The organism is Acidovorax sp. CF316 (assembly GCF_000276605.1).
GTDB lineage: Bacteria > Pseudomonadota > Gammaproteobacteria > Burkholderiales > Burkholderiaceae_C > Acidovorax.
In genome coordinates this window covers 1-4,841 of the sequence record NZ_AKJX01000049.1, presented here as the reverse complement: position 1 = coordinate 4,841, position 4,841 = coordinate 1, and the positions used below count along the sequence as shown (strand labels likewise).

The 4,841-nt window shown below is 67.4% G+C and carries 4 protein-coding genes and 1 pseudogene; all 5 read left to right on the top strand.

Annotation, left to right across the window (positions count from 1 at the left end):
• Window positions 1–152 (top strand): SHOCT domain-containing protein (locus tag PMI14_RS34075; RefSeq protein ID WP_007851026.1); only part of this gene is annotated, 152 nt, incomplete at its 5' end.
• A 102-nt stretch (window positions 153–254) separates the two neighbouring features.
• Window positions 255–1,748, top strand: coding sequence for a DUF4178 domain-containing protein (locus PMI14_RS05715; RefSeq protein WP_007851024.1), 1,494 nt, complete (start codon window positions 255–257; stop codon window positions 1,746–1,748).
• Between the two features lie 20 nt (window positions 1,749–1,768).
• Window positions 1,769–1,990, top strand: coding sequence for a DUF350 domain-containing protein (locus PMI14_RS05710; protein ID WP_007851022.1), 222 nt, complete (start codon window positions 1,769–1,771; stop codon window positions 1,988–1,990).
• A 161-nt stretch (window positions 1,991–2,151) separates the two neighbouring features.
• Window positions 2,152–4,296 carry a TonB-dependent siderophore receptor gene (locus PMI14_RS05705; RefSeq protein WP_007851021.1) on the top strand — a complete coding sequence of 715 codons (2,145 nt, stop codon included), beginning with the start codon at window positions 2,152–2,154 and terminating at the stop codon, window positions 4,294–4,296.
• Between the two features lie 58 nt (window positions 4,297–4,354).
• A pseudogene (locus PMI14_RS05700) lies at window positions 4,355–4,841 on the top strand (hypothetical protein); the annotation flags it as partial.

Below are 4,841 nucleotides of genomic sequence, written 5' to 3'. Positions count from 1 at the left end.
CTGCCGCGGCGGCGGCTGCCGTGTCCTCCGGCGTCAAGCCCGAGGACGTGATGGCCACGCTCGAGAAGCTCGGCGAACTCAAGTCCAAGGGCATCCTCACGCAGGAGGAGTTCGACGCCAAGAAGTCCGAACTGCTCAAGAAGCTGATCTGAGGCCGGCGCAACCTACCTTCGCTACCGGCGCCTCGGGTGCGGGCGGCAGCGGGCTGACGGGCCCCTGCTCTGCCGCACCCGGCCGCCCTTGGCAACGCCCGAATGGCCACTGACCCTACACAGCGTTCCTACCGTGCGCCCTGTCCGGGCTGCGGCGCGCCGGTTGAATTCCGCAGCGCGCAGTCCACCCACGCCGTCTGCGGCTACTGCCAGAGCACCGTGGTGCGCAGCGGCGACGTGCTGCAGCGCGTGGGCAAGATGGCCGAGCTGTTCGACGACCACAGCCCGCTGCAGCTCATGGCCAGCGGGCGCATCGAGCTCGATGGCAAGGACATCCCGTTCACGCTGATCGGCCGGCTGCAGTACAAGACCGAGGCGGGTGTCTGGACCGAGTGGTCGGCCTTCCTGCAGGACGGGACCCTGGCCAGCCTGGGCGAAGACAACGGTGCCTACGTCTTCACGCGGCCCATGGAGGCCGGGCGCGAGCTGCCCGAGGCCAGCCGCTTTCGCATCGGCGCGACGACGGCCATTTCCGGCAAGTCGTATTCCGTCGCCTTCAGCGGCAGCGCCACGCTGATCTCGGCCCAGGGCGAGCTGCCCAAGCTGCCGCCCATCGGCCAGCCCTTCGACATGGTCGAGCTGCGCAGCGCCGATGGCGAGGTGCTCAGCATCGACTACGGCCACACGCCGCCGCACCTGGAGCGCGGCCGCGCCGTGCTGCTCGAGGACCTCAAGCTCACCGGCCTGAAGGACGAATCGGCCAAGGACGAGAAAGGCCGCCAGTTCAGCTGCCCGCACTGCGGTGCACCGGTGCAGGTGCAGTTGTCCAGCACCAAGAGCGTCACCTGCGGATCGTGCGCGAGCATCATCTCGCTGGACAGCGGCGTGGGTGGCGAGCTGCGCTCGGCCGAGCAGGACGAGCCGGTGCGCCCCATCATCCCGCTGGGCAGCAAGGGCCAGTTGCAGGGCGTGCACTGGCAGGTGGTGGGCTTCCAGCACCGCATGGGCGTGGAGCCCGGCGACGACGAGCACTTCGGCTGGAGCGAGTACCTGCTCTACAACCAGAAGCGCGGCTTTGCCTTCCTGGTCGATGCCGAGGACGGCTGGAGCATGGTGCGCCCGACCACCGGCGCGCCGCAGATGGCCGCCAGCGGCCGCAGCGCCACCTACCTGGGCACCACCTACCAGCTCAAATACAGCTACGAGGCCGAGACCACCTATGTGCTGGGCGAGTTCTACTGGCAGGTCACGCGCGGCCAGAAGACCTCGAACCGCGACTTCGCGAGCGCCAAGGGCCTGCTGTCGATGGAGCAGACACCGAACGAGGTGACTTGGTCCTCGGGCGACAAGCTGGCCAGCGACACCGTGGCCAAGGCCTTCAAGCTCGAAGACAAGAAGGATGTGCTGCAGCGCGACGACCCGGGGCCCTTCGTGGCCAAATCGGGCCTGGGCTGCGGCACCATCATCATCATTGCGATCGTCATCATCATCCTGCTGATCCTGCTGAGCAACTGTTCCGGCTCGTCCGGCAGTGGTTACCGCAGTTCGGGCGGCTCGTTCGGCGGCTATTCCAGCGGCGGCGGCGGGCACAAGTAATTTATCAAGGAGCTTCCACCATGATGGGAATCGAATGGCTCAAGCCCGCGGCGTTCCTCGGGTCCATCCTGTACGCGCTGATCGGCGTCGTCATCTTCTGGCTGTGCTTTGTCATCGTCGACAAGATCACCCCCTACGACCTGTGGGGCGAGATCGTCGAGAAGCAGAACGTGGCGCTGGGCGTCGTGGTGGCCGCCATGTGCCTGGGCATCAGCATCATCGTCGCTGCGGCCATCCATTGAGGGTGGCGGTGGTGCTGGAGACCGGCCCTGCCCAGGGCATGCAGGCGCTTGTCCTTTGGAATGTAAAGGGATGAATAAGAATAATTATCGTTTGTATTAAAATGTGTACTTTCTGTTAACGGGTGCGGCCGGAGGGGCCGTGTCGACCCACTGGAGTACACATGGCGAACAAGAACCATGCGGGCAGCACCAAGGCTGCCCGTTTTCATTTGACGGCCACCGCCGCAGCCAGCCTGCTGGCCGTGCTGGGCACCTCCCAGGCCTGGGCCCAAGCCGATGCTGCCCTGCCCGCCGTGCAGGTGACCGGCTCGCAGTACGACGCCGACGACGTGCGCCCCGAGGGCGTGACCACGGCCACCAAGACCTACATGGCGCCGCGGGACATCCCGCAGACCATCGACACGCTCGAAGTCAACAAGTACAAGAGCTACGGCATCAACGACCTGGCCGTCATGCTCGACGGCGTGCCCGGCGTGAACACCAAGTACGACATGCGCGGCGAGGGCGTGATGATCCGCGGCTTCAACGCCGACTCGGTCGACATCTACCGCGACGGCGTGCGCGAGTCGGGCCAGGTGCGCCGCAGCACGGCCAACGTGGAGCGCATCGAGATCCTCAAGGGCCCGGCCTCGGTGCTCTACGGCCGCAGCAGCGGCGGCGGCATCGTGAACCTGGTGAGCAAGCAGGCGCGCTTCGATGCCAAGAGCAGCGTCACCCTGCGCGGCGGCTCGTGGGACAACTACGGTGGCACGCTCGATATCAACAAGGTCATCAACAACCACGTGGCCGTGCGCCTGACGGCCGACCGTGAGCAGGCCGACAGCTTTCGCAGCGGCATCCGCAACAAGAACGAGATGGTCTCGCCCAGCATCCTGGTGGACACCCGCACCGGCCTGCGCTGGACGGGGCAGTACACCTACGACAACATCTGGCGCGTGCCCGACCGTGGCCCGGTCTACGACCAGCTGCCCGCGGGTGTCTCCATCCGCAAGGGCTTTGCCCACCCCAGCGACTATGTCGAAGACCGCCTGCGCGTGCTGCGCTCGGACCTGTCCTACGACTTCAACAGCGCCTGGAGCGTGCGCTGGGTGGCCAGCAAGCGCGAGGCCAGCCAGGACTTCGACCACTACTTCGCCGGCACCTACTGCAACACGGCGGGCCAGACCTCCGCGGGCGCTGCCTGCACCTGGCGTGGCCAGGTGCGGCCGAACTACGCCTGGCAGCAGACGGCCAACGAGACACTGTCCAACACCGTCGACCTGACGGGCAAGTTCAGCACCGGCGGTATCCAGCACGAGGTCCTGGTGGGCGTGGAAGTGAGCGAGGAAAAGCGCCACCCGCGCATCGGCCAGCCGGCCTCCACCTTCAGCTACGACCCGCTGCAGCCCATCGCCTGGGGCGCCAAGCCGGCCCAGGGCAACCCGACCCAGCACAACCTGCACAAGGCCGAAAGCCAGGCCCTGTACGTGCAGGACCTCATCAGCCTCACGCCCGGGTGGAAGCTGCTGGCCGGCCTGCGCTATGACCGCTTCGACTTCAACAGCACCAACCTGCTGACCAATGTGGGCCGTGGCTACGACGGTGATTCGGTGAGCCCGCGCCTGGGCGTGGTCTGGCAGCCGGTGCGCGAGCACAGCCTGTACGCCTCGTGGAACAAGAGCTACTCGCCCTACGGCGGGCGCGGCATGATCAGCGTGGATGTCTCGCCCACCGCCGTCTACGACGACGAGCCCCAGCACTCGCGCCAGGTCGAGGTGGGCGTCAAGAGCGACTGGCTGAACGGCGCGCTCTCGACCCAGCTGTCGGTGTACCAGCTCGAACACGCCAACATCCGCTACCGCCCCGACGCGGTCAACGACCCCTTCACCTGGGCCGTGCGCGGCAAGGAGCGCTCGCGCGGCATCGAGTTCAGCGCGGCGGGCCGTGTGGCTTCGTCGTGGTACGTGCGCGGCGGCGTGGGCGTGACCAGCGCCAAGGTCACGGAGGACAAGCTGCAGCCCGCATTGGTCGGCAAGTACCTGGTGGACACCGCCCTGCGCAACGGCAACTTCTTCGTGCGCTATGCGCCGCAAGGCCCGTGGTACGCGGAAATCGGTGCCACGCACACCAGCGCGCGCTGGCTCAATACCGCCAACACCTCGCGCGTGCCCGGCTATACCCGCTGGGATGCGCTGGTGGGCTGGCGCCAGGGCGTGTGGACGGCCACGGCCGCCATCTCCAACCTGCTGGACAAGGAATACTGGCGTGCCGACGCCATGCCGGGTGCTCCGCGCAGCCTGCTGGTCAGCGTGAACTACCAGTTCTGATTCGCGCCATTTCTCTGGCATGGACGAGGGGCACTGCCCCGTTGTGCAGACTGGCTGCGTGACGGCCCATCCACCCCGCTCCAAGCCCCGACGCCTCGGTGGGTGGGGTTGGGCGCTGGGCGCCATCGTTGTCGTTGCGCTGGTCACCAGCACGCTCTGGATCGAGAGGCTCGCTGGCGCACCGAAAGCCGGCACTGCATCCAGGGACGGCCCTGCGGCCAGTGCTGCGGCGCCCCAGGCCACGGATTTCCCGTGGGACCCCCAACTGGGCGCTGCCAGCGCGCCCGCAGCGGCTTCGGGAGCTCCGGCCGCGCAGCGGCCCCCCAGCCGCTTCAGCACGATGTCGGCCGCCTTCATGCCCCCCGCACGCCCCGTGTGGGAGATGCTGCGCAGCTACCCCGGCCCCTCGGTAGCGGGCATCGACGCCGACGTGGAGATGCTGGTCGCACTGAGCTATTGCGAGTACAGCGGCGACCTGCCAAGACAGCTGTGGGAGGGCCGCTCCCAGGGCACCGCATCGGCGGCCCGCCTCAAGGAGCTCGATG